The following is a 22,765-nucleotide window of genomic DNA, read 5'->3' as shown; positions in this document are numbered from 1 at the left end:
ATGGATCGAGTCTTCGTCGAATATTACGAGGAGGAACTGACCCATATTCGTGGCCTTGCAGCGGAATTCGCCGACATGCATCCGGCGGTGGCGCGCAACCTTTCCCTCGACACGGTCCCGTGTCCGGACCCATATGTCGAGCGACTGCTGGACGGCGTCGCCTTCCTCGCGGCGCGCACCCGGCTGAAGGTCGACGCCGAGCGCTCGCGATTTTCCCGCAGCGTCCTCGATGTCCTTTATCCCGATCTGGTCACGCCGGCGCCGGCAACGGCGATGGTGGTGCTGAAACCCGGCCAGCAGGTCCAGACCATGCTTGCCGGCCACGTCGTCAAGCGCAAGACGCGGCTGGTCTCCAGCCTGCAGCCCGGCCTGTCGACACGCTGTATTTTCTCCACCGCGCAAGAAATGACCCTGTGGCCGATAGCGATCACTTCGGTCAGCTATTTTCAGGATCGCAGTGCGATGGCGATGGCCGGCATAGGGCCGACCGGCGGCGTGGGCGGCGAGGCGGCACTCCGCATCACGCTGGCCCGGACCGGAAAAGGCAAGCTCGACGAATTGGCCCTAGATCGGCTCGATCTCTATTTTGCCGGGCGCACCAAGGCGCCGCTTCTTTTCGACGCGATTTTCGGCGCCTGTACGGCAGCAGGCGCACGGCCGGAAGGCAAGACCAACCCGTTGTCGTCCTTGCCGGTACCCGAAATGGTCGGCATCAGCGACGAAGAAGCCCTGATGCCGCGTACTCGCCCGACATTCGAAGGATACCGCCTGCTGCGCGAATACTTCATGATGCCCGAGCGTTTTCACTATGCGCGGGTTGCGGGGCTGCAGCCCATCGTGCGCCGATGCGAGGCCGGGCTTGAGATCGTCTTCTTGTTCAGACGTTCGGTGCCCGAACTGGCCGACCTGACACCGGCGGACTTCGAACTTTTCGCGACGCCGATCATCAATCTGTTCGAACGCGAGTGCAACGTCGTCGAAGTCGATGAGCGCAAGACGCGGCAGGTGTTGCATGCGGACCGGACGCGGGCGCGTGACTTCGAAATCTATCGGGTCATCCGCGTCGAGGACGCCGACACGGAAGGCAACGACGCCGAAATCCCCGAACTCTTCAGCCTGGGTCAGAACCGCGGTAGTGGCTGGGTCTATTCAACCGAGCGGCGCCCTCGCCGCGCGACGGAAGAGGAGCGCCGCGACGGCCTGACCCGCACGTCCTACACCGGGGATGACGTTTTCCTGGCCGTATCCCGGCCGCTCGCAAGCCCGGCGAGCCGGCCGCTGAAGCGTCTCGACGTCATGGCCCTTTGCACCAATCGTGATCTGCCGATCCTCGATGACAGTCCGACCTTGACGCTAGAGGCCGGCGACCCGGTCGAAACCGTAAGGCTTCTTGGCGCGCTGCGTCCGCCGCAGCCAGCTATCCCTGCGGCACTGCCGGCTGGGGCCGACGGTGAATCGCGGGCCGACGATCTCGCCTGGCGGCTGGTGGCGCAGCTCGCGCTCAACTTTCTCAGTCTTGCCAAGGAAGGCCGCGGCATCGACCCCCTGCATGCGCTGCTCGACCTCTATGCCGATCGCGGCGATCCGAGCCTTGCCCGCAATGTTCATTCGATCGTGCGTATCGACTCGCAGCCAGTCCTCGAACGTCTGCAAATCGATGGGCCGATGTGCTTCGGACGCGGTACCGAAGTGACGTTGCATGTTGATCAATCGGTCCTGGCCGGCCAAAGTACCTTGCTGCTTTCGGCCTTGCTGGCGCGGCTGTTTGCCCGTCACGCCGGGATAAACGGCTTCGTGCGAACCCGCACGCGGCTGCTGCAGAAGCAGGAGGATGTGCTATGGCCGATGACGCCCGGCAATCGCTACCTGATCTAGACAAATCCGGCCCGAACCGGGCCGAAGTTTTATCCGAGACGTTCGACTTTTTCGAACTGCTGCGCCGTCTCGAACAACGGAGCGGTCTGTTCGGCCATTCCGGCCGCCCTGACCGTGAGCCGGCACGGCTTGGCCAGCATGTTCGCCTCGCCTTTTCCGCACGGGACCTGGTTCAATTCCGCGAAGCCAGCGAAAGGGCGCCGGCCCGGGTCACGGTGGCAAATCTCGGTCTGTTGGGACCCGAGGGTCCAATGCCGCTGCATCTGACGCGCTGGGTGCTCGACCGCCTGTCGCAACGCTGGTTCGCCGGCGCCGATGCGCAGCTGACCAGCGACACGACGTTCGTGGACTTCGTCAACATTCTGCAGCACCGTATGATCGCCCTCTACTATCGGGCGTGGGCGGATGCGCATCCGGCCGTACAGGTCGAACGCGCGGTCGGCGGGCGCGTTCGCGCCATGCTTGAAGCCATGGCCGGGATCGGACTTCCCGGCACCCAGGACCCCGATCTCGATACGGTGAAGCTTCGCCAGGCGGCTTCGCTCGCCAATCAGGTCGACGGCCCGGAACGGCTGACGCTGTTCCTGGCCGAAGCGTTCAAGGTGCCGGTACAGATCAAGGAATTCATCGCCGCCTGGATAACAGTACCAACCGGCCTCCAGACCCGTCTTGCAAAGGCCTTTGCAGGGCTCGGCAAGGGGGCGACGATCGGCCCGCGCGTCTTCAGCCGCCAAAGCAGGATTGAACTGCGTGTCGGCCCGTTGGGGTACGAGGAGTTCAAGGCGTTCCTGCCTGGCGGCCAGCGGCTCAAACTGTTCAAGCAGGCCGTTCGCGATATGGTCGGGGAATCGCTCGACGTCGACCTGCGCATCGTGCTTGCGCGTGAAGCTGTGCCGCCGCCCCGTGTCGGATCGGTTCAGCTCGGGCGGACCGCCTGGCTTGCGCGACCCGCTGAAAGGGGCGATGCTGACGACATGCGGCTGCGGACAATCGTCGGATGGCGGCCGGAAATGACGGGGGTCGCGGCATGAGTCTGCTGCTGACACTGGAGCAAGGGCCACGCACCCAGGCGGTACGGCAGACCCGGCTGGACGAGGGTGAGCTGGTGATCGGCCGCAGCGCGGACGCGGGTTGGCAGATCAACGATCCCGACATGTTCGTTTCGCGAGCGCATTGCAAGATCTCTGGCGGACGAGATGGATATTTCGTCACCGACACGTCGAGCAGCGGATTGTTCATAAACGACTCCGACAGCCCGCTTGGTGCCGGTAAGTCGACGCGCCTCCAAAGCGGCATGCGGCTGAGACTGGGCGACTACATCGTCCATGTCGACCTGCAAACGCCAGCCACTCAAGCACCCGCAGCCGGCCAGCCGGTTCCTGAACGCGCGCCGCCGGCGTCCCGGGCGCCGGTGAGCATCGGCCGCGATGACTTCTTTTCCGCCAAGGTCGAGGAAGAGCCGCGACGGCCACGTCCGGCCGATCTGCCGAACCCGTTCGAGCAGCCGGTTCCGGGCGCATTCGAACGTGCCAACTCCGACCAGCGCAACTCGCCCGGTTTCGATGACCCGTTCAGCCTCGATCCGGTTTCAACGCCCGTGTCGAAAAATCCCGCCCCTTATCGCGAGCCGGACGGCGCGACGAGCCAGGCGGACCCATTCAGCCTCGACCCGGTGCCGTCCTCAAGCCGCGGAGCCGAAGCCGCTCCTGGAAAGCCGTCCGATTTCAATGATGATTTTGGTTTCGGACCAGCCGCGGTGCCCAGTTCGGCGAACGGCGCCAGTTCGACCGGACAGCGCGAGCGCATCGCCAAACGATCCCAATCCGGCAATCCCTGGGATTTGCCGGTGCAGCCGGCGGATGCCCCTCCTCCACCACGTGTGGGCGCTGCTTCCAAAGCCGCCCGCCCGCCAGCAGCGGCGCAGCCGGAGGAGATGGCGCTTCGCGCCGCGTTCCTGCACGGCATGGGTGTCGAGGAAGCCGATTTTCCCGGACGCGACAGCATCGCGGAAATGGAGAAGTTTGGTCGCGAATACCGGCTGATGATGGAAGGCCTGATGCAGCTTCTGCGCAAGCGGGCCGAGGAAAAGGGAAACGCGCGCGTCGCCCAGACCATGGTCGGGGCCTCCGAAGTCAATCCGCTCAAGTTCCTGCCGACGGTCGACGACGCCATCGTGACGCTCATCGCTGAGCGCAGCCCCGGATTTCTCGCCGGCGAAGCGGCAATCGCCGATGCGGTTCGCGATCTCGCGCAACATCACGTGCGCGCCTGGCGAGGCATACAGGCCGCCTTGCGGCGGATGATCGACCGTTTTGACCCGGCAGCGATCGAGGAAGAGCTGAAATCGAATTCCGCGATCGGCACCCTGCTCTCGGGCGGGCGGGGCGCCAAGCTGTGGGAGCTTTACCAGAAACGCCATCGTGAAATCGCAGAGAGCGCGGAAAAAAGCTTCCTTGGCGAAATCGGCGCTGATTTTCGAGATGCATATGAGGAGGAGTGAGACATGATCGATCGACGTGAGTTTGTCGTTGCCCTTGGCGCGACAGGGCTGCTTGCGGCTTGCCAGAGTGGTCCGCCAAAACCATCGGTCATCACCGTCAACATGACCGGCGGCGCCGGCATGAACCCGGGGCCAGGTGGCGGCGACCGGCCGGTGACGGTTCTCGTGATGCGGCTGAAAAGCACCGGCAAATTCAATTCCGCCGACTATTTCGCGCTGCAGGGGGATGCCGGCACGGCGCTGGCAGGCGATCTCATCGGATCCGATCAGATTTCCGTCGGGCCGGGAAAATCCTCATCCAAAACCATCACCGTCGAGCCGGACGCGACGGCGCTGGGCTTCGTTGCACTGATCCGCGAGCCTGGCGGCAGGAACTGGCGGACAACCAAGTCGGTATCGCCTGGATCAAAATTCACGATCAATGTCACGCTTGGCAGCGGCGGCATTTCCGCCTAGCGGCCAGGGCAAGGGGAGCTCAATGCAGAGAGTAGCGGCATGAGCGATGCAAACAGGGTGCTATGGTCCGAAGGGCTTTTCCTGCGGACCCAGCATTTCCAGCAGCAGGATCGCTTCTTCGAGGCGACGGTGCGCGGCGCGTTGCAGGCCGGGCAATTGCATACGTTCGGCTTTCAACAGCTGACGCTGGACCAGGCATCGCTGGAGGCCGGCCAGATTTCGATTCTGTCCGCACGGGGCATCTTTCCGGATGGGACACCTTTTTCCATTCCAGACATGATGGACGCACCGCGCCCCCTGCAGGTCACCCCGGACACGGGCGCCGGGTCGGTGCTGGTCGCCTTGCCGCTGGAGCCTCCCGGCGGTGTCGGCTTCGATCCTGCGCACGCCGCCCCCTCGGGAGCGCGATATCATGGACGGATCGTTTCGGTGCGTGACGCTGTCCAGGGCGGATCAGATCCTGAAGAAATCGAAATTGCCCGTCCGCAAGCGTTGCTGCTGGCGCCCGGCAAGTCGGTCGGTGGCTATACAGCCTTGCCTATAGCTGACCTCAAGGGGGTTCGAGCTGACGGTGGCGTCTCCCTGGACGAGACCTTCCTGCCACCGACATTGGTTACCGGCGCGGTCGCCTGGTATCGGCAATTGCTTCTGGAGGTCGTGACAGGCCTCGATCAGATCGCCGAGGCGCATGGCAAGATGGTCATGGGTGGGCCTGGGCGTAGCGTCGAAGATCTGCTGATGCTCAATCTCGCCAATGCGGCGCGTCCGCGGCTGGCCCACATGCTGGCGCAGGATGTCTTCCATCCGGCCGAGCTTTACCTGGAGCTTGCCGGGCTCGCCGGTTCGATGGCGACATACGGATCGAGCGCACGGCGGTTGGGCGAATTGCCCGCCTACGATCACATGGCGCCAGGCCCCGCCTATTCGGCGCTGGCGGATGCGCTACGCTCGCTCATCCTCAGCCTGCGTTACATCGAGCCGAAATCGCGTGCGCTGCCGGTCATGCGGCATTCGACCAATGTCTGGAAAATCCGCATCGACAATCCGAAGCTGCTGGTGGCCAGCCGGATCGTCATCCGGGTTGGTTCGGAGCTGTCGGAGGACGCGCTGCGCAAGATATTCGTCAATCAGGCGACCGTCGGGTCGGCCGACCAGTTCGAGGGCCTGTGGAAATCGCGTTTGCCCGGTATTCCGCTGAAACCGCTTCATTCCCAGCCGCGCGAGATTCCCTACGATGGCGATCGCTTATGCCTTGAGCTGGACCAGAAAAGTGAGCACTGGGCGTCGCTGCTCGATGCTCCCGGCTTCGTCATCGGCGTTTCGGGCGTGTTGCCAAGCGAGCCGCAGGTGGACTGTTACTCGGTGAACAGGTGAGATCATGAGCCGCGATGATCCGTTCGGACTGTCGGAGGATCGCGAACGCACTCGCATTCGATTGACCGGCGCGCCGATGCCGCGGCCGATGGCGCCGCTCTTGCCCGGCGCCGTGGTGAAACGGTCCCGCACCCATCCGAACGCACTCGTCAACGCATTCGCGCCGCTGCTCGAATTCGCTCCCGAGCTTGAGAGTGCGCTGCCGCCGGACAATCCGGAAGCTTTGCGCACGCGATTGCTCGAAGAACTGGTTCGGGCACGCGACACGGCAATGTCGGGAGGGTCCTCAATGGAGCGGGCGGACCAGGCGGCCTGGGTCGTGGCTGCCTTGCTCGACGACCTGGCTCTGAACACGCCATGGGGCGGTGCCAGCGCTTGGCCGCGGCAGCCGCTCGTGGTCATGCTGCGGGGCGATGTCGATGCCGGCACGCAGTTCTTCACGCGTCTCGACGAACTTGAGCGCCATCCGAACCGGGATCGCGAATTGCTGGAGCTGCAGTATGACTGCATGGCGCTTGGCTTCCGCGGCAAATATCGCGTACCAGGCCGGTCGGGCGACCGCTCGCTCAATGCCGTTCGCGTAGCGGCGGCACGCTTCCTGCGCGATGCCGACGCCGAAGGCGCTCCACTGTCGCCAAACTGGAAAGGCGTGATCGCATCCGACGAGCCGCAGCGCTTCATCGTTCCGATCTGGGTTATGGCGCTCGGCGCGGCGGTTGTCGCCACGGCAATCCATGTCGGGCTCTCGATGGGACTGAGCGGCCAGGCGGTCGAGCTTTCCGCACTTGTTCGCGCGCTGCCGCCACCCGCGCGCGGCGACATCACCCGCACGTCGCCCAAGGTCGATGCCCCGCCGCCAGAGAAGGTGGATTTTGCGCTGTTGCCGGAATTTCAGGCTGGGGCGCCCGCCGATCTCAAATCTGCCCTCAGCGGCACCGAGAGCGTTTCGCTGGCCAAGGTGATCATCCAGGCCTCCAACCCCGAACTGTTCCAGTCGTCGCGGCCGCAACTGACCGAAGGCTTCGAGCCCCTGATCGGGTCGATCGCCAAGGTGATCCTCGCCAATCAGGAGCTGATCGGAAACATCACCGTGGTCGGTCATACCGACAGCGTTCCCCTGCAAAAGACCAATCCGCTGTCGACCAACCAGCGGCTGTCCGAGGCTCGCGCCCAGACGATCGCCGATATGCTGGTCCAGAACGGAGTGCCACGGGACCGCGTCCATTCCGAGGGCCGCGCGGCCACCGATCCAGTGGCCACCGACAGCACGCGCGAGGGGCGGGCGTTGAACCGCCGCGTCGAGGTGCTCGTCGAAAAGAGGTTGTGAGATGTTCATCCTGCGCTTCCTCTGGGCGGTCCTGACATCGCGCTGGCTGTGGACGCTGATCGGCCTCACGCTGCTTTCCCTGGTCATCTGGGTGTTCGGTCCGATCGTCAGGGTCGGTCCCTACGAACCGTTCGCCTCTGACAACGTGCGGATCGTCATCATCGCGCTGCTGGTCATCTTATGGCTGATCTGGCTGATCGTCGCCCAGCGCCGGGCGATCCGCGCCAACCGCATGTTCGTCGCCGAGATTGCCGCGCCCGTGGTGGAAAAGCCGCTCAGCCCCGGCGAAGAGAATGTCGCGGCCGTCGGTGCCAAATTCGCCGAGGTGATGGCCGAACTGAAGCGCCGCAAGCTGGGCGGACGAAAGTTTCTACGCGAAATGCCATGGTATGTGATCGTCGGGCCGCCGGCCACCGGCAAGACCACGGCCTTGCGGCAGTCCGGACTGAACTTTCCGATCGACCTCACCGACGACCTGCAGGGGGTCGGCGGCACGCGCAACTGCGACTGGTTCTTTTCCGAACACGCTGTTCTGATCGACACCGCCGGCCGCTATGTCCAGCAGGAGAGCCAGCCGGATGTGGACGCTGCGGAATGGCTGGGCTTCCTCGACCTTTTGAAGAAGCACCGGGGCCGCCGCGCGCTTAACGGCGTGATCGTCGCGCTTTCGATCGACGTGCTTTCGGAGGGCGATGAAGCCATCAAGGCGCACGGCCGCAAGATCCGCCGCCGGTTGGCCGAACTCAACGACCGGCTCCAAATCCGCCTTCCAGTCTATCTGATGCTGACCAAGGCCGATCTGATCAAGGGTTTCGAGGCTTTCTTCGGCGGCCTGTCCACCGCCTCGCGCGAACAGGTGTGGGGAACGACCTTCGCGCTGGAAGCCCGTGTCGATGCCAAGACCGTCGAACGGGAAATTTCGACGCTGGCGACGGAACTCGAGCGGCGGCTGGTGCCGCGCCTGGAGGATGAGGAAAAACTCGCCGCCCGTGCCGAGATCTTCAGGTTTCCCGCCCAGCTGTCCAGCCTGTCCGAACCGATCCAGGTGCTGATCGAGGCGATGTTCGGCGAAAGCCGGTATGAAGAGGTCGCCTGGCTGCGCGGGCTCTATCTGACATCGGCGACGCAGGAAGGAGCGCCCATCGACCGGCTGACAGCGGCGCTGTCTTCTTCCTTCGGCCTTCCCCCACGGCGGGCCCTGCCCGCGCAAAGGGTCGAGAAACGCAGCTTCTTCCTGAAAAACCTGCTCACCGAAGTCATCTTCAAAGAAGCGGGCCTCGGTACGTTCGACCCGCTGGCGCAACGCCGCCGCGCCTGGATCTGGCGGGGTGCGGCGGCTGGATGTGCGGCAGCGGCCCTGTTGGCCGGTGCGGTGTTCACCTGGTCCTATTACGACAATCGCAATGCCATCTCGGCTCAGGCGGGCCAGTTCGAAGCGCTGCAAATGCCGCTGACCTCCGCCGCCGCAACCCCGGCATCGGTGGAGCAGCCCGCCATGGACGGCGCGCTCGATGCGATGGACGCGGTTGCGAATGCCCGGACGGCACCGCCGGGCGCCGCCCAGGACCTGCTGGGGCCATCGGCCTCGGCGGAACTGACGCGGGCACAGACCGACACCTACGACCACGCGCTGCGCAACATCCTCGAGCCACGCATGGTCGCACTGCTCGAGGCAACTATGTGGCGGCAGATCCGCGACCCGGATTTTATGCTGGGCGCACTGAAGACCTATCGCATGATGACGGGTCTGTCGCAGATGGACCCGGATTTCGCCCAGAACTGGTGGGTGAACAGCCTACCCGAATTCGCCGCCGCGGCACCATTTCCGACCGCCGATGCCGAAGAGCATCAGCTTGCCGGCATCCGCCGGATGACGGTCGACGAAAGCTATGTCGCGCCCGACCAGGCCCTGGTTGCCGAAGCGCTGAAAACCGTGTGCACGATTTCGTTGCCGGCACGCGCCTACAAGCAGTTGCTGGCCGATCCGGCAGTGGCCGGGCTCAAGGAGTGGATCCCGGCGAATTTCGCCGGGCCCAACGGTGGCAAGGTGTTCGCGCGTCGCTCCGCCAAGACGCTTCGCGTCGGCGTTTCGGGGGCGTTCACCTACGCCGGCTTCCATGACGCCGTTCTAGACCGGGTCGAGGATGTGGCAGCTCAGGCGGCCCTGGATCGGGCAGTCTTCGCTGGCGGCTGCTCCGAGAACTCCGAAACCTCCGTATCGGCACTGTCGGAGGACATCCTGAAGCTCTATTACGACGACTATATCGCGCAGTGGGACAGCTTCCTGCGCGATATGAGGCTGGCGCCGTTGACCGATCTCAATGTCGCCAGTGAGAATCTGAAGGATCTCTCCAGCGCCGATTCAGCATTGAAACGCCTGCTCACCGCAGTCGTTCAGGAGACCGACCTTACCCGGTCCGATGAAGCGCCGGCCGACGACAAGGCTGCGGCCAAGGGCGGCTCGAAACTGCTCGGCAAACTCGGCAAGCTTGGCAAGATCGTGAAAACGGGAGCAAAGCTGCTTCCACGTGCGGGCTCAGCCGACGAAGTAGATCTTACCGGCAATCTGGTGGCCGAGCACTTCAAGCCACTCAAGGGTGCAATCGCCGAGGTCGACGGCCAGCCCCCGGCACTCGACGCCGCAGTGGTGGCTCTGACGGCGCTGTCCAACGTGCTGCAGACGGTCACGGCCAATCCCGACCCCCAGGACGCCATCAAGAAGCAGGGCGGCCTCGCCGAGCTGACGGGGGCGGTCGCCAGGCAAGCGCAGATCCTGCCCGATCCGATTGACGACTGGCTCGGCGGTGTCGCCGGCGACACCAGCGGGTTGACACAAAAGGCGGTCACCTCGGAACTGAACGCCATCTGGCGCGCCGACATCCTGCCCTTCTGCCAGGCGGCGCTGACCGACCGCTACCCCTTCAGCCCCGATAGTGCGGTGGACGTCAACGTCCGTGATTTCGCCCGCCTGTTCGGACCGGCCGGGCTGATCGACGGTTTCATTAACGACCACCTGATCAACTATGTCGACATGACCAGCCAACCATGGAAATGGCGCGCCGATTTCGGCCTCGATGCTTCGGCGCTGGCGGCGTTCGAGCAGGCCAGGCACATCCGCGACGATCTGTTTCCCGGTGGGACCGGACCGGTGATGAGCTTCACGCTCGAACCAAAGGATCTATCTCCCAACGTGACGCGCGTCACGCTCAATCTCGATGGCCAGAGCCTCGTCTACTACAACAACGCGACGCGGCCGCAACCGATGACCTGGCCCGGCAAGGACGGCACCGGGGTCATCTCACTCGCCTTCCAGCCGATCGACGGATCGCCCGAAATCCTCCTCAACGAGACCGGCAGCTGGGCCTGGCTGAGGATGCTGCGTAGCGGCCGTTTCGCAGGAACTTCGCTGACTGATGTCTACAGCCTACGCCTGGGCACGAAGGGAATGTGGGCCGATTTCGAGCTCAAGGCGGCAAGCGTCGAAAACCCCTACAACCTGCAAATGTTCAAGAAATTCTCATGTCCGCCGCAGATATGACAACCGGCTTCTTCGGCAAGATCCCGGCGACCGGAGATTTCGTCGCCTGGAACCTGCCGCGCACCTTTATCGACCGCTGGGACCGCTGGATGTCGATGGAATTGCTGGCGCGGCCTGATGAAGGGGAACTCGATTCACGAGTATGGCGCTTCACCGTGCCCGCGGCGATTTTCTGTGAACAGTCTTGCGCAGGCGTCTGGCGCATGAGCGAGGATCGCGTCGGGCGAAGATATCCGTTCGCGATCGTGGCGATAGGGCCGGTACCGGACATGGCCGCCCCATGGTTCGACGAGATTCATGAAATCGCCCGTGCCGCAATCGACCAGGGGTGGCTGGCGGCGGCCATCGAAGGAAAGCTGGCTGCTATAGCAGCGCCGGTTGCGAGTCCGTTGGAGGTCGACTTGGTCTTTTGGAGCGATGACTGGGAAGTGAAGGAATTCAGGTTCCGAGACATTCATGACCTGGCGGCCAATGCGTTGCCGGCAATGCGCGCGGCACCGATGCAGACGGAGATATTCTAGACATGGCGATTACCGTCTTTGCCGAGAAAATGGGACTGTTCCACAAGGGAAGCGGTGGCAAGGGTATAGCGCCCGGTGACGTTTGCCTGTCGCCGCCGCCGCCGCCCGCCGGACCGGTTCCGGTTCCGTATGTCAACATGATGTCGGCATCCGACCTGATCAAAGGAAGCAAATCGTTCAAGGCGGATGGAAACCCGACCGCGTTGGAGAACGCCTCGGAAGTCTCGATGAGCACCGGCAACGAGCCTGCGACGCCCGGCCTTGGCGCAGGTGTGATCACGCACAAGATCAAGGGCAAGGCCGCTTTCATGCTTTGGTCTTTCACCGTCAAGGTGGAGGGCAAAGGGGTTTGCCGCCACGGCGATATGGTGGGTCAGAACGAGGCGAGCGACCCCTGCAATGGGCTCGACGGCGCGGCTTTGGTCTCGCTTCTCGCAGCTATCCCGGCGGACGCCAAGGGTAAGAAATGCCCGCCCTACAAGCGCTCCGAGCATGCGCCCGATATCACCTCCGAACAGGATGACGAAGTTCACGGCGAGGATTGCTGGGAATGCGGCGGGAAATGGCTGCCGTCCGAGGACGACTACAAGACGGCCGGACGCGGCAAGTTCGCAAATCGTGACAAAGCGGCCATGACGCCCGATCACCAACCGCCAATGAAGACCGCATGGGAAAATGGCGCGTGTCATCTGCCTGAACCGCCGCCCGCCGACCCTTCCGGGTTCAAGAAGCATTTCGCCAAGCCCGAATGTGTGAAACCGCATTGCCGGAAATGCGCTTGTTCGCAGGGCGGTAACACGAACGGCATAATTGCCGAACATGCACGAACGCTGGCCAAGATGATGTGAGGAAAGACGATGGACGAAACGCTTCAAGCCATTCAAGCCTCCTACATCAGCGAGCTGAAGAAAGAGATTCCGAGGATTAAAAAGTGGTGGACGAAAAGCCTGAAGGAGAACACGGAAAAGAGTTATCCCGACAAGCTTGTTGTGGACTTCGATCTGCGTTGGCCGTCGGGAATGGGGGGGCATCCACGCCTGATCGAGATCTTCAGGAGATATTTCCTGGCTGCCGAGGCCCGCAATCTGGAATTGGAGGAAGCTGGCAGACGATATGAAGAGAAACCGGTCGTGGAAGAATGGGGAGTCGATACAGAACCGGCGTCGCGTGAAAACGTGCCTCCGATTGACCTTCTCCTCAACGATCTTGCCAGTGAGCACCAAGACCTCCACCGTGTGATGCGAACCATGCAGTTCATTCCAATGGGAATGAAGGATGGAGAAATCGTCTAAAATGGCCCTGGAAACGATTCACAACGTGGAGAAGGGCCTATCCAGGCTCTATTGTTCGCCGACCGACGTCGACACCCTGCTCCGGCAGGGCGCGGCCAAACCTTTGGCCGAAGCAGGCTCAGACCATCGGCAACTCTTCAGCGAATATCTTGAGGGCCTGAGCATAGTCTATCCAATTGCCGCAGAATGGTGGTCGGGCCTGATCGATGCACAGGCGCGTGAAAACAGCCAGGAACGGGACAGCGCGGTGCGGATGGCCTTTTTGCGCCGTGTTGCCGGCCCGGCATCCGATCCTCAGTTCGTTGCGCTGATCCGTGAATTCTGGCTTCGGTGCGTGGCGCTAAACGCGTCCTTGGCCGAAGGCGACAAGGTGCCGCCTCAGGTACTCCTGTTAGGATGGCTCGTGGAAGCAGAGCGCAGCGATTTCGTTTGTCTCGTCACGTGTATGCCCTATTGGCCGATCGGTCTCGACGCGAAGGGAAACTGGTGCTGACCAATGGCGTTCAACGTTTGGCTCGAAAACCGAACACCTTTTGAAGCCGCCACGAACGTTCAGGTCGACCTGAACGGTCAAGAAGTTCTCGTCGCCATCTTCTCGGCAAGCTTTTCCCCGTCGGACAATGGCCAACTTATTGCTGCTGAAGAACAACTTCCTGTCGCGCTCTGCGACACCTGGTTCGGAGACCCGGCATCGTCCTCAACCCGCTATGAGGCCGATATCGTTCCGGTCAAGCCAGCGGCGGAAATTATCATTATTGGCACCGCGCATGCGCCGAATGGAAAGCCGGTCCGCGAGATGCAGGCCGGGTTCATGTTCGCCGGTTTGCGAAAAGTGCTTAATGTCGTTGGCGATCGGATTTATGATGCCGGCAGTTACTCCCAGCCCCGACCATTCAACAGCATGCCTATCGTCTATGAGCGTGCCTATGGCGGGACAATTCCGAACGGTCCGATGGACCGGCGCAATCCATTGGGAGTGGGCTATCGACATGCCGCCTCTGCCGATCCCGAGGTCCGAACGCAAGCCCCCAACATCACGTATCCCGATGAACCATTCACAAGCCCTTCGGATCGGCCACGGCCGGCGGGGTTTGGTCCGCTCGGCCGCTCCTGGTTGCCCCGTCTGCCTCTGGCGGGGACCTATGACGAAGCATGGCTCGCCTCGCAGTGGCCCTTGCCGCCCAAGGATTACGATGTCCGCTACAATCTTTGTACGCCGTCGGACCAGCATTTGCCCGAAATCAGTGGTGGAGAAAATGTCGCGATCGTTGGAATGACGCCAAGCGGGCGCTGGGATTTTCGTATTCCAAAGGTCGTGGCACCGATCAAGCTCATATATGCAGACCGGGTGGAAGAGAGAGTCTTTCGACCAGATACGGTACTGATCGAGCCCAACCTTTCCAGGGTGACGCTCAAGGCACGGCTTGCCATCGTTACACGCCGTAGTGCCAAGCCGCTGTTGCAGATCGCCTTCGGTCATGTGACGCCCGGCTACATTCTTGCTGTGCGCAGGCGCAAGGCTTATGTCCATCCTGGCAAAGGGGCGCCACCGCAGCCCCAAGCCTGGTCGGCATGAAGCGCCCCTTGTATATCGCCGGATGCGGTGCGGTCACGGCGGCTGGACTCGATTCCCGCCAAACCCTGGCCGCCATCCGTGCAAATCTGAGCGCGGTCGAAGTCCAGGGCTTTTTCAATCTTGGTTTGAGCCAGGTGGTTTCACGCATACCGGCGCATCATGAATTGCGAAAGACTCACGCAGCATGGCTGATAAACATGGCCTCCCGTGCCATAGGCGAGGCGCTACGGACCGGCACGGTCGGCTCAGAGGCGACGGCCATCCTTCTTACTCCTCCGGAGAGTTTTCGCGATCACCCAGCATATGCCGACATTCCCGTCTCCGGCTTTCTTGCGGCCATGATCGGGGCGACCGGCAATCGCTTCCATTCCGCCTCACGTGCGATCGATGGCGGCGCGGCCGCCACCTTAAGTCTTCTCGATCAAGCTGTGGAATTGTTGGAACGGCAAGACGTCGGACAGGTTCTGCTTGGCGGCGTCGACAGTCTGATCAACGACGCCGATCTTTCCCGTCTCAGCCAAACTGGCCGCCTCAAGGGTCCGGATAACCCGCAAGGCTTGGTGCCTGGCGAAGCCGCGACTTTTGTCCGACTGACACTAGAGCCGAAGGGAAAGGCTGCCATACAGGCTGCCATCCTTGGGGTTGGCACGGCGCAGGAAGGCGACAGCGTTCTATCGGATCGCTTTAGCCAGGGGCGGGCAATGCTTGGCGCCTTGCGCGACGCGGTGATCGGCTCAAGTCGGTCCGAACCCGACATCAACTTCATCGTCAGCAATGGCAATGGCGAACGCTACAGCGGCTGGGAAATGATGATCGCCCATCCTCGTTTCTACCGTACCCGCCGCGAGATTCTGCCTACCGCCTATCACGCAATGACCGTCGGCGATATCGGGGCTGCCGGCGGAGCGCTGGCTCTGGTGCTCGCGGCCGACAGCTTCTTGAACGACTATGCGCCGGGGCCGACCGCCATCTGTGAGGTGGCCTCCGAAGGGGGACTACGCGCCGCCGCGGTGCTGACCCGGATGAACCGCGGCTGAACTCACATCCAGGCCGGGAAGCGGCGCGTCCTGCGCCAATCGGCCAGAGGCGCGTCCGGCTCGGCGAGTGCTGCGCGCAACGCATCCAGCCGAAGCCTGCGCATCGAATGGAATGGCTCGTGATTGCGCCCACCGCGCGCCTCGTCCCACCATGCCGCCACGCGATCCGCGACCGGAAGCGGGCCGTCCGTCAGGGATTCAAATTCCTTGCCGAGCACGGCCGGGTCTATCGTGAACAGGTCGGTATCATTGAAATCCACATCGAAAAGATCGCGCAGCGCCAGCCCGGCGGCGAAGACAAGCTCTGGCTCACGCATCTTGGCGATCAGCCAAGGCATGACTGACCGGTCGCCAAAGAGGCTGATTGCCGCTGTCGCGATGGCGCGCAAGGCAGGCTGCTTCAGGCGGTCCTGCAACCAGCCCCTGCCGGTCTTCAGCGGCGTCGTCAGAAGGCGCATCTCGATCGCCGCGGGCGCGAGGCTCGGCTCTGCCAGAACGATCCGGTCGAGTACCGGGTGAGCCGAGCGCGCTTCGCCAAGAAGGCAAGCCGCAAGGGCGGCCGTCAGGCGTTCCTTCGGCGTGTCGCCGTCAAGTCCAGCCAGGACTGCCGGAAGAAGATCGCGCCGTTTGAGTCCGCCGGCGAGCCGATACGCACGTCGGCGTACGCCGGCGTCGCGGTTGACCAGCAGATCATCAAGGCGCGCGCCAGGATCAACGCGATGATGCCAGAGCGCCGCGAGACCGAGCCTAGGCAGTAGCGTGTCGCGCGTGTCCAGCCATTCGGCTACGAACGGGCGTAGATTTTCGCGCGGTGCGCGCGCGATTGCGCCGGACAGGCTTGACACGCCAACCTCGCCCAGGCCGGCGACGGCCTCGATCGCCGATGCCACAGCCTCGGCGTCGCCCCAACGCAGCGAGAGCGCGCCGAGGACGAAAAGCTCGCCAGGTTCTGGATAATCGGCGAAATGCGCCTGTGCCGCTTCCCAGCCGGCCTTGCCGGCAGCCATGAGCCCTTCGAGATTGGCTTCGAGACGCTGGTCGATGCGGCCGATGTCCGTCTCATCGAGGATTGGCCCGTCGATTTCCCGACAACGGCGATGCCAGAGGAAAGCCGCATCTCCGGCGTGCTGATCCACTATGGCAGCGATCGTCGCGACGCGATGCATCGGCAATGCCTCAGTTGAGATGCACGGCCCCGCCGCGAATACGGTTGGTCCCACTCGCCTGGCTGGTCAACTGGGTGCCGCGAATGGTGATATGCCCATCCTTTTCCAGGATGATCGACGCCAGGCCGCAGCGCAATTCTATGCGCTGATTGCCAGTTATGGATACCCGTTTGCCGTCCCGGATGATCTGTGGATCCTTGTTCTTGCGCACAGGTTCGACAATGCGGCCGACGACGAGCGGCCGCTGGGGGTCGCCGCCCTCGAAAAGCAAGGCCACTTCCGAGCCGACGGCGGCGGCGTCCAGTTCGGCAAGGCTGCGCGCTGGGATCGCGGTCTGGCGAGGATTGCCGACAAACACAACCAGCGGCGCGCCGTCAGCGAAGCCGATGAGCAGTCCGATGACGACACCGTCAATGCGATCAATCACCCTCATCATCAACCCCTCAATTGTTGTGGATGTTACTTCCCTTGACTTTGACATCGCCCGACGCCTTCACCGTGATGTCGCCGCTGCCTTTGATTGTGATGTCCTTGCCGACGATCGCGATGGTGCCATCTTTCTTCAAGGTGATTGACGCGTCTCCGCAGATAAGTGAAAGCTCATCCTTGGCATTGACCAGCAGCTTCTTGCCGACGTTGATGACGCCATCTTCGCCGATGTCTACCTCGCTCTTCTTTGCGATTTTGAGTGCTCGTCCGCCACCGACTTCCGTAGAGTCATCAGCACCGATCTTGCCGCTGCGGGCCGCGCCGATTTCAAAGTTTTGGGCGGCGCCGACCTTGATGTTCTGATCCGCCCCTATCTGAACATTTTGGGCGGCACCGATCTCCCAACTATCGGACGTCCCGACGCTATGGCTCTGGCTCGAACCGACGCTCACGCTGCGCGTTGCGCCGATCGTATTTGTCTGCGGACCGCCAACTGTGCGGGTCTCGGCGGCACCGACGGAATCAACGCGAGCGGCGCCCACGGTAACAGTCTGGACAATCCCTACCGTCTGCGAATGATTGGCGTCTATATTCTCCGTCGAATTCGACACGACATGGATGGTCTCGTTGGCCATGACCGTCAACGAGCGATTGGCGCCCACCGTCTCGGTGTCGTTCGAGCCTATGTTCGTCGTCTGGTCGACGCCGACCTTGACCGTCTTGTTGTTGCCGACGTCCTCGTCCAGGTTGTGGCCGACGGAGTGCTTGGCGTCGTGGTCGATGCGGTCGGATTGGTCGTGCTGGACCAGCTTGGTGCGGTCATGCTTGATCAGAAGGTGGTGGTCCTTCTGCGCCTGGAAGTTGACCAGTTCGGAGCCGGCCTTGTCCTCGAACATCAGCTCGTTGTAGCCGCCACCGCCTTTGGAGGAGTCCGACTTCCAGCCCGATTGGGTGGCGCTGCCCGGCAGGCCGTAGGGCGGCATCTGCGAGGCGTTGTAGACCCGGCCGGTGATGATCGGCAGGTCCGGGTCGCCTTCAATGAAGTCGACGATCACCTCCTGGCCGATGCGCGGGATCTGGATGAAACCCCAGCCGCTGCCGGCCCAGGTCTGCGAGACCCGCACGAAGCAGGAGCTGTTCTGGTCCTTCTTGCCCAGACGGTCCCAATGGAACTGCACCTTCACCCGCGCGTATTTGTCGGTGAATATTTCCTCGCCGGATGGACCGACCACCGTCGCCGTCTGGGGGCCGCGCATGATCGGCCGTGGCGTGATCCGAGGTGGACGATAGGGCAAGGCGGTCGGCGCCAGGCCGAGGATCACCTTGAAGTTCTCGCTCTCGACGTCGGCATGGGCTCTGTAGCCCGGATCGAACAGCCGGTATTCGGCGCTGACCACCAGATACTCCTGGTTCTGATCCTCGCGCGGAAAGCTATCCAGCTTGAACGTGCAGCCCGAATAGAGGCCGCGCACGGTGCCGACAGCGGCGATGCGCTGGTGCACAGCCTGAATTTCCTCGCGCCGGATCGCGGCCAGGCTGTCGCCCCGGCCCGTTTCGAGATGTGCGCCGGGCTGGCGGTAGTTCTCGCCCGCAGCCTCCTTGTGGCTGAACGGCTGGGCCGACTTGGCCATGAGGTCGGCGCCCGGCTTCGTGAAATCATAGTCGGTGTGGGCATAGGCGCCTGGGCGCACCGAACTGCCTGGAATCCATTCGGTGATGTATTCGACATCACGCCGGGAACCCTGACCTTCAAAGTTATAGAGCACTTTCTCATAGCCCGGCGCAGGCTTCAGCTTACTCATCGCATCGGCCAGGACAAGCGTGTGCTTGCCGTCATCATGCTCGAAGAAATACAGGATGCCTTCATGCTCCAGCAGCCGCTGCACGAAATCCAGATCGGTTTCGTCGTACTGCACGCAATATTCGCGCGGGGGATAGGCCCCTTGCAAGCGCAGATCGAATTCCGCGATACCGTATTTCTTGAAGATGTCCTTGACGATATCGACGACGCTCTTGTTCTGGAAAATACGGCAATCGGTGGTGTTGCCGAGAAACCAGAGCCACGGCCTGATGACCGCCTCATAGTAGGCCAGCCGATCTTCCAGCCGGGTGAGCCGGAACTCGGAGACGATGCCGCTGAACCAGCGTTTCGGGTCGGATTCACCTTCGATCGAGAGCGGCCCGCCCAGCATCTTCAACGGATCGATATCGGCATCGGTGCTCACGAACCCGACCGTGTAGGCAAAACAACGGCTGATCTCATCGCGTCCGACAAGATGCGTGAAGGTCAACAGCTCGGAGCCAACCGGTGTCTTCACAACGGTGGCACGTTCATTTGGCATGGGTCGAGCCCCTCCTGGACGCGGCCGCCAATGTGATGGATTTGAAGTTCCCGCTATACTAACGACATCACGTTCAGGAACTTCTTAAATCCGCCACGCCAGGCCATGTTGAGCCTACCACATGTTTTCCCGCCGGCCAAAGAGGACAGGCGGCGACAGAAACCTAAAGCGTGTCGCGTTTGATCGGATTCATGCGCTGCGCTTAGGATCTTTGTTTCATGCATGTCGTTCTCCCAAAACCGAGGTCACTTTGGGCGACATGCATTAACCAGCCGATTCATAGGCTTGAAACGCTGCTGTCCTGTTTTACCTGCAAGCTGCTAGAATGGTGGAGTATCGATCAACGATCGACGGCGATCTTGGATGTACATCAGTCTGCAAATCAACAATGTCGACGCCTTGCCCGCTGGTGCCTCGACCAGCTACGCGGCGCGTGATCGCGGCTTCGAAATCGGACGCGATGGTTGTGACTGGAGCTTGTCGGACCCCGACAAGTTCATCTCGGGCCGGCACTGCGAGGTTCGATACGAGGCCGGCGCATTCTGGCTGCACGATATCTCGCGCAACGGCACCTTTATCAATGGATCGAGCCAGCGCATGACCAACCCGCATCGGCTGGGCGATGGCGACCGGATGCTGATCGGTCGCTATGTCGTCTTGGTGTCGATCGACGAGGAGCGCGCCACGGCAGGCTACCCCAGCCATGGTCAGACGCAGCGGGACATGCCGGTCGCGACAAGCCGATCGCTGGAATTCGGCGAGGGGCCTTTCTTCGATCCTGCACAGCAACGGTCCGGCCAACACATTCCAGCGCCGACATTCTCGTCGCCCCCCACCCCCCTGCCCTTGATCGGAAACGAGATGCTGCGGGAGATCGCGATCGGAGCCGGCATTTCGCCGGAATTGCTTCAATTGCGCGACCCGCATGAAGTTGCCGCCGAAATTGGCGCGGTCCTGCGGGCGGTGGTCGAGGAACTAACGTTGCTGCTGAAAGCACGCGCGGCCGCGAAAATGCTGGCCAAGAGCACGCAACGAACGATGATCAGCGCCGCCGACAACAATCCGCTGAAGTTCGTTCCAGGAACCGACGACATCCTCGAAATCATGTTCGCCCGTCGCAGGGCCGGCTATCTTGATGCCAGGCGCAGTATCGAAGATGCATTCCGCGATCTCAAGACGCACGAATTCGCTACCTATGCCGCCATGCAAGCCGCGCTCTCCCGGCTGCTTGACGATCTGTCACCCGAGGCGATCGGCAGGAAACTCCCGCCTACGTCGTTTACATCCAAGAAGAGCCAGGCTTGGGACGCCTATGTCGCGACATGGCGGACCATGGAGGAGGCACATGAAAACGGCATGCTGGACATCTTCCTGGCCTATTTCAGCGAGGCCTACGCCAAAGCCGACAAGCAAAAATAGGCGATCCCAGGAAACGCGTGGCACGGCAGTCGCGAAGAAAAGTCTATCCGAAGCCCAGCATCCGGTTCCAATCGACAATTTCTGAGATTACGATCGCATGCGACAGTTCGCCAAGCGGGTAAGACTCATTGACCTGGGGGTCTGCGGCAAATGTCATGCTACGGCGGGATAGCGTTCTCTAGAGCGGTTCACCGTTTCACGGAAACGGCGAACCGCTCTATCTCTTTGTTTTGTCGCAATTTCGGCCGGAAAACCGTTTCACACTTTTCCTGGAATTTCTTTTGCCAACCTTCCGAACACGGCCACGGCCGGCCGGGGCTGCCTTTCCTTTACCTGACCAGAAACCGTCTTGCGCCTGTCTTGCCCAATCGCGGGTACCCCGTCTGCACGGACGATCGGCGATGAGTTCGAAGGACGACCCCTTCGGCCCGGCGGGCAAAACCGTCATTCGCGCAAATCCGCGGCGCACGCAAAAATCGCCGCCAGCTCCTGAGCAACCCGTCGCGGACGGAGACCAACCCTCTAGGGCCAAGGATTCAACCGTGTTCGATCCTGGTGTCGTGCGGCCGCCGGGCTGGGCATCCGGAACCGTCATCTATCAAGGTCCAGCCTTGGGTACCGCGGCAGGCACCAGCTCTTCCGCCGCCGCGCCAAAGCCAGCCATCGAGCAGGCGATGCTGCTCGGCGCCGCCGACATCGTCAAATACACCGCGGCAAACCCTATTCTCGCCGCGGCGGCACCTTTGCTGATGCTGCTCGGGCAGCTCAGGCTCATGCCGGTCGAAAGACAGGCGGAGCCACTGGCGGAGCATGTCACCGAGGCGATTGAAAAATTCGACCGGACAGTGGAGAAGTCAGGCGTTGCCGAAGAGGATGCGCGGATTGCGAAATTCGCCCTCTGCGAAACCGTCGACGATCTCATCGGCAACCTGCCCTGGCCCAGGAGTGACGACTGGGCGCAACACAGCATGCTGGGGCAGTTCTTCCACACCGAGCGCACCGGCGCAGGTTTCTACGAAGCATTGAACAAGATACTGGCCAATCCCGAGACGCACTACGATCTGCTCGAACTGATGCATGCCTGCCTGTCGCTGGGTTTCGAGGGCCAGTATCGAGGCGTGAAGCGCGAAGACAACAATCTCGAGCGCGTTCGACGCGACGTCTACGAGACGCTTCGCTACTTCAGAGCGCATGCGGGTGAAGACATCTCGCCGCACTGGCAGGGCCTGGCGGCGACGATGGCACAGTCATCGGCCCGCCTGCCACTTTGGGTCGTCGCGGCGGCGGCGTCGGTGCTGCTGACAGCGGCGTTCTTCGCATTGCGGGTCTTTATCACCAATGAAGGCGACGCCGCCGCGGGTGAATTGCTGGCACTCAACCCATCGACGTCAGTTGCCATCGAGCGCGCCAGCGTGGCGCCATTGGCCGAGCCGGCGAAAGTCACCCCACCCACGGCCACCGTGCAGATCGACCGTATTCGTGCGGCGCTGGCCAAGGACGTCGAAGGCGGCGGGCTGACCATCGGCACGAAAGGCGACTTCATCGTGGTGGAAATCAACAATCTGCTGCTGTTCCAGTCCGGCAGGGCCGAGACGAAGCCGGAATTCCAGCCCATTGCCACCGACATCGCCGCGGCTCTGGAGCACGAGCCTGGACCAATCCGGATCGTCGGCCACACGGATAATGTCAAACCGCGAAAGTCGAGCGCCTTCAAATCCAACTTCGACCTTTCCGTCGCCCGGGCGAAGGCCGTGCAAGCGTTGATGGCAGCGAAATTCAGCGATCCCTCGCGACTGACGGTCGATGGCAAGGGCGAGGACGAACCGGTCGCCGACAATGCGACGCCGGAAGGCCGCGCCAAGAACCGCCGTGTCGATGTGATGATCCCCAGGGAGGAAACATTGTGACGGCCC

At 62.4% G+C, this 22,765-nt stretch carries 18 protein-coding genes; 15 read left to right on the top strand and 3 right to left on the bottom strand.

The features are described 5' to 3' along the window. Genes tssF through NKI73_RS27085 form a run of 13 tightly spaced genes read left to right on the top strand, consistent with a single transcriptional unit; the run spans position 1 to position 15,496 of the window. Positions 1-1,875 carry a type VI secretion system baseplate subunit TssF gene (gene tssF, locus NKI73_RS27145; RefSeq protein WP_352634220.1) on the top strand — a complete coding sequence of 625 codons (1,875 nt, stop codon included), beginning with the start codon at positions 1-3 and terminating at the stop codon, positions 1,873-1,875. After that, positions 1,839-2,906, top strand: a complete 1,068-nt coding sequence (gene tssG / locus NKI73_RS27140; RefSeq protein WP_352634218.1) for a type VI secretion system baseplate subunit TssG — start codon at positions 1,839-1,841, stop codon at positions 2,904-2,906. The genes tssF and tssG overlap by 37 nt, the downstream gene beginning before the upstream one ends. Then, the gene (tagH, locus tag NKI73_RS27135; RefSeq protein ID WP_352634216.1) at positions 2,903-4,375 is read left to right on the top strand and encodes a type VI secretion system-associated FHA domain protein TagH; all 1,473 of its coding nucleotides are present in this window, start codon (positions 2,903-2,905) and stop codon (positions 4,373-4,375) included. The genes tssG and tagH (NKI73_RS27135) overlap by 4 nt, the downstream gene beginning before the upstream one ends. Positions 4,376-4,378: 3 nt before the next feature. Then, complete coding sequence (gene tssJ, locus NKI73_RS27130) at positions 4,379-4,831, top strand: type VI secretion system lipoprotein TssJ (protein ID WP_352634214.1); 453 nt, start codon at positions 4,379-4,381, stop codon at positions 4,829-4,831. A gap of 39 nt (positions 4,832-4,870) precedes the next feature. After that, a complete protein-coding gene (gene tssK / locus NKI73_RS27125) occupies positions 4,871-6,205 on the top strand; it encodes a type VI secretion system baseplate subunit TssK (RefSeq protein ID WP_352634212.1) in 1,335 nt (444 codons plus the stop codon). A gap of 4 nt (positions 6,206-6,209) precedes the next feature. Further along, positions 6,210-7,532: a type IVB secretion system protein IcmH/DotU gene (gene icmH, locus NKI73_RS27120; RefSeq protein WP_352634211.1), complete on the top strand. Its 1,323-nt coding sequence runs from the start codon at positions 6,210-6,212 to the stop codon at positions 7,530-7,532. Position 7,533: 1 nt separating this feature from the next. Continuing rightward, positions 7,534-11,070: a type VI secretion system membrane subunit TssM gene (gene tssM, locus NKI73_RS27115; RefSeq protein ID WP_352634209.1), complete on the top strand. Its 3,537-nt coding sequence runs from the start codon at positions 7,534-7,536 to the stop codon at positions 11,068-11,070. Further along, on the top strand, positions 11,067-11,591 hold the full coding sequence (gene tagF, locus NKI73_RS27110; RefSeq protein WP_352634207.1) for a type VI secretion system-associated protein TagF: 525 nt from the start codon (positions 11,067-11,069) through the stop codon (positions 11,589-11,591). Before tssM ends, tagF begins: the two co-directional genes overlap by 4 nt. 2 nt (positions 11,592-11,593) lie before the next feature. Continuing rightward, complete coding sequence (locus NKI73_RS27105) at positions 11,594-12,439, top strand: DUF4150 domain-containing protein (RefSeq protein ID WP_352634205.1); 846 nt, start codon at positions 11,594-11,596, stop codon at positions 12,437-12,439. Positions 12,440-12,448: 9 nt separating this feature from the next. Then, the gene (locus tag NKI73_RS27100; RefSeq protein WP_352634203.1) at positions 12,449-12,883 is read left to right on the top strand and encodes a hypothetical protein; all 435 of its coding nucleotides are present in this window, start codon (positions 12,449-12,451) and stop codon (positions 12,881-12,883) included. 1 nt (position 12,884) lies between these two features. Then, entirely contained in the window at positions 12,885-13,376 is a 492-nt protein-coding gene (locus NKI73_RS27095) for a hypothetical protein (RefSeq protein WP_352634202.1), read from the top strand. A 3-nt stretch (positions 13,377-13,379) separates the two neighbouring features. Next, positions 13,380-14,459, top strand: a complete 1,080-nt coding sequence (locus NKI73_RS27090) for a DUF2169 family type VI secretion system accessory protein (protein WP_352634200.1) — start codon at positions 13,380-13,382, stop codon at positions 14,457-14,459. Between the two features lie 8 nt (positions 14,460-14,467). Further along, positions 14,468-15,496 (top strand): hypothetical protein, encoded by a 1,029-nt coding sequence (locus NKI73_RS27085; RefSeq protein ID WP_352634198.1) that lies wholly within the window; start codon positions 14,468-14,470, stop codon positions 15,494-15,496. A gap of 2 nt (positions 15,497-15,498) precedes the next feature. Here the strand turns inward: NKI73_RS27085 and NKI73_RS27080 are convergent, their stop codons facing one another. From NKI73_RS27080 to NKI73_RS27070, 3 genes are read right to left on the bottom strand one after another with little or no spacing between them, the layout of a single operon-like run. Beyond that, complete coding sequence (locus NKI73_RS27080; protein WP_352634196.1) at positions 15,499-16,662, bottom strand: hypothetical protein; 1,164 nt, start codon at positions 16,660-16,662, stop codon at positions 15,499-15,501. A gap of 10 nt (positions 16,663-16,672) precedes the next feature. Then, positions 16,673-17,098 carry a DUF6484 domain-containing protein gene (locus NKI73_RS27075; protein ID WP_352634194.1) on the bottom strand — a complete coding sequence of 142 codons (426 nt, stop codon included), beginning with the start codon at positions 17,096-17,098 and terminating at the stop codon, positions 16,673-16,675. 7 nt (positions 17,099-17,105) lie between these two features. Next, the gene (locus tag NKI73_RS27070) at positions 17,106-19,433 is read right to left on the bottom strand and encodes a type VI secretion system Vgr family protein (RefSeq protein WP_352634193.1); all 2,328 of its coding nucleotides are present in this window, start codon (positions 19,431-19,433) and stop codon (positions 17,106-17,108) included. Between the two features lie 363 nt (positions 19,434-19,796). Between NKI73_RS27070 and tagH (NKI73_RS27060) the strand changes: the two genes are divergently transcribed. Further along, positions 19,797-20,852: a type VI secretion system-associated FHA domain protein TagH gene (tagH, locus tag NKI73_RS27060; RefSeq protein ID WP_352810248.1), complete on the top strand. Its 1,056-nt coding sequence runs from the start codon at positions 19,797-19,799 to the stop codon at positions 20,850-20,852. 401 nt (positions 20,853-21,253) lie between these two features. Then, positions 21,254-22,759, top strand: coding sequence for a type VI secretion system protein TssL, long form (gene tssL, locus NKI73_RS27055; RefSeq protein WP_352634192.1), 1,506 nt, complete (start codon positions 21,254-21,256; stop codon positions 22,757-22,759). Positions 22,760-22,765 lie beyond the last annotated feature (6 nt).

It is taken from the genome of Mesorhizobium sp. M0496 (assembly GCF_040321205.1).
In the GTDB taxonomy this organism is placed as follows: Bacteria; Pseudomonadota; Alphaproteobacteria; order Rhizobiales; family Rhizobiaceae; genus Mesorhizobium.
This window is presented reverse-complemented; position numbering and strand designations above follow the sequence as displayed.

Bases quoted from the DNA above. Each gene is read 5' to 3' on its own strand.
- tssF (WP_352634220.1), top strand. From the start codon at position 1: ATGGATCGAGTCTTCGTCGAATATTACGAGGAGGAACTGACCCATATT.
- tssG (WP_352634218.1), top strand. From the start codon at position 1,839: ATGGCCGATGACGCCCGGCAATCGCTACCTGATCTAGACAAATCCGGC.
- tagH (WP_352634216.1), top strand. From the start codon at position 2,903: ATGAGTCTGCTGCTGACACTGGAGCAAGGGCCACGCACCCAGGCGGTA.
- tssJ (WP_352634214.1), top strand. From the start codon at position 4,379: ATGATCGATCGACGTGAGTTTGTCGTTGCCCTTGGCGCGACAGGGCTG.
- tssK (WP_352634212.1), top strand. From the start codon at position 4,871: ATGAGCGATGCAAACAGGGTGCTATGGTCCGAAGGGCTTTTCCTGCGG.
- icmH (WP_352634211.1), top strand. From the start codon at position 6,210: ATGAGCCGCGATGATCCGTTCGGACTGTCGGAGGATCGCGAACGCACT.
- tssM (WP_352634209.1), top strand. From the start codon at position 7,534: ATGTTCATCCTGCGCTTCCTCTGGGCGGTCCTGACATCGCGCTGGCTG.
- tagF (WP_352634207.1), top strand. From the start codon at position 11,067: ATGACAACCGGCTTCTTCGGCAAGATCCCGGCGACCGGAGATTTCGTC.
- NKI73_RS27105 (WP_352634205.1), top strand. From the start codon at position 11,594: ATGGCGATTACCGTCTTTGCCGAGAAAATGGGACTGTTCCACAAGGGA.
- NKI73_RS27100 (WP_352634203.1), top strand. From the start codon at position 12,449: ATGGACGAAACGCTTCAAGCCATTCAAGCCTCCTACATCAGCGAGCTG.
- NKI73_RS27095 (WP_352634202.1), top strand. From the start codon at position 12,885: ATGGCCCTGGAAACGATTCACAACGTGGAGAAGGGCCTATCCAGGCTC.
- NKI73_RS27090 (WP_352634200.1), top strand. From the start codon at position 13,380: ATGGCGTTCAACGTTTGGCTCGAAAACCGAACACCTTTTGAAGCCGCC.
- NKI73_RS27080 (WP_352634196.1), bottom strand. From the start codon at position 16,662: ATGCATCGCGTCGCGACGATCGCTGCCATAGTGGATCAGCACGCCGGA.
- NKI73_RS27075 (WP_352634194.1), bottom strand. From the start codon at position 17,098: ATGATGAGGGTGATTGATCGCATTGACGGTGTCGTCATCGGACTGCTC.
- NKI73_RS27070 (WP_352634193.1), bottom strand. From the start codon at position 19,433: ATGCCAAATGAACGTGCCACCGTTGTGAAGACACCGGTTGGCTCCGAG.
- tagH (WP_352810248.1), top strand. From the start codon at position 19,797: ATGTACATCAGTCTGCAAATCAACAATGTCGACGCCTTGCCCGCTGGT.
- tssL (WP_352634192.1), top strand. From the start codon at position 21,254: ATGAGTTCGAAGGACGACCCCTTCGGCCCGGCGGGCAAAACCGTCATT.